The sequence below is a fragment of the Ruminococcus callidus ATCC 27760 genome (genome assembly GCF_000468015.1).
GTDB lineage: Bacteria > Bacillota > Clostridia > Oscillospirales > Ruminococcaceae > Ruminococcus_C > Ruminococcus_C callidus.
The window spans coordinates 1,687-3,043 of the sequence record NZ_KI260302.1 but is presented as its reverse complement, the minus strand read 5'-3'; the positions used below and the strand labels follow the sequence as shown (position 1 = coordinate 3,043).

Below are 1,357 nucleotides of genomic sequence, written 5' to 3'. Positions count from 1 at the left end.
GCAAGAAAAGAGTTCGCGTTTCACTTGTACTATAAGGTCAAGTATCACCCGAAGATTGCACGAGAAATTAAAATGTAAGGTCAACAGCACCTCATCGCTTTTGAATCCCCGAAATCGCCAGTCCAAAATTCCCCACAAAAAACGTCACCATAGCAACAGCAGTAAAAGCCGCAGCATAGCACTTTTTCGCACAGCGATTCTGTTGCAGGTAATGCCCCAGCTGTTTCCGATGATGCAGCAGCCAGAACGCGGCGAAAGCGAAAAAGAAAATGTTGATTCCCCGATAGAGATAGTCCTGTTCGGCAGGGGAGAGATACCCCATCAGCCAGCCCAGCAGTTCACCAAACACCAGATTATTGACCAGATGCAGCACAATCGACCAGCGGAGAGAGAACTCTGCCGCCGTGTATCCCAGCACCAGTCCGGTGAGAAATGCAAATATCATCTGAAACAAGTTGGCATGCATCACGCCGAACAACGCTGCGGAAACCACAATGGCGAACACGTTCCCGTACTTCTGAAACTGCCGCATGACCAGCCCGCGGTAAATGAGTTCTTCTCCCACAGGGGCGAAAACAGCAGTATACAAAAACATGGAAACCGTGGTGCTCTGAGCCGATGCGGCATTCAGCTGTCCCATAGCGGTGTAGCCGCACAGCCGGAGCAGAAATTCCAGCACGTTCCCGAACAGCGAGTAGATCAGCTGGGCACCCATGAAAATACAGATCAGCAGCGGCAGCCTTTTCCACGGAAGCGGCTGCTTTTTTTGAAACACCATCCGCGGTGGCGTATCCCGTCGGAAATACCAGCCCAGAAACAACACGCCGGCAAGCACTGCCACAATACTGGAAACACCGCTGTTGGCAGCGTTTTCCTCCAGCTGCTGCAAGAGGACTGTTCTTTCGGCACTGTCAGAACAAACCAGCCGGACAAAGCAAACACGTGCCAGCGGTTCCAGTGCGAAAATGACGTACCGCAGCAGGGTATACAGCACCAGCCCCAGCACAATAAAATTGGTATCTCTGCGGACCTTTTCCATGAGAATCTCTCCTTATAGGTATAAGAACCTGTCTTCGCATATTTCTTTTGAAGACAGGTTCTAACAAAAAAAGCTGACCATGCTTTCACATGATCAGCTTTTCCATATCCTTGGTGCGGATAAGAGGACTTGAACCTCCACCCCCTTGCGAGGACTAGCACCTGAAGCTAGCGCGTCTGCCAATTCCGCCATATCCGCGGCAGTTGTTTCCGTTTGATTACCCGATGGAAACACCCGAAATGGGAAAGAGTCGGGGATGCAATTCAAAATTTCAGAGAAAGCTTTTGGTGCGGATAAGAGGACTTGAACCTCCACCCC

General features: G+C 50.6%; 1 protein-coding gene and 1 tRNA gene. Both read right to left on the bottom strand.

Features of this window, described 5'->3' with window-relative positions; translation table 11 throughout:
- Positions 1-91 precede the first annotated feature (91 nt).
- Positions 92-1,039 carry a CPBP family intramembrane glutamic endopeptidase gene (locus RUMCAL_RS14290; protein ID WP_021680729.1) on the bottom strand — a complete coding sequence of 316 codons (948 nt, stop codon included), beginning with the start codon at positions 1,037-1,039 and terminating at the stop codon, positions 92-94.
- 111 nt (positions 1,040-1,150) lie between these two features.
- Positions 1,151-1,237, bottom strand: a tRNA-Leu gene (locus RUMCAL_RS01810).
- Between the last annotated feature and the right edge of the window lie 120 nt (positions 1,238-1,357).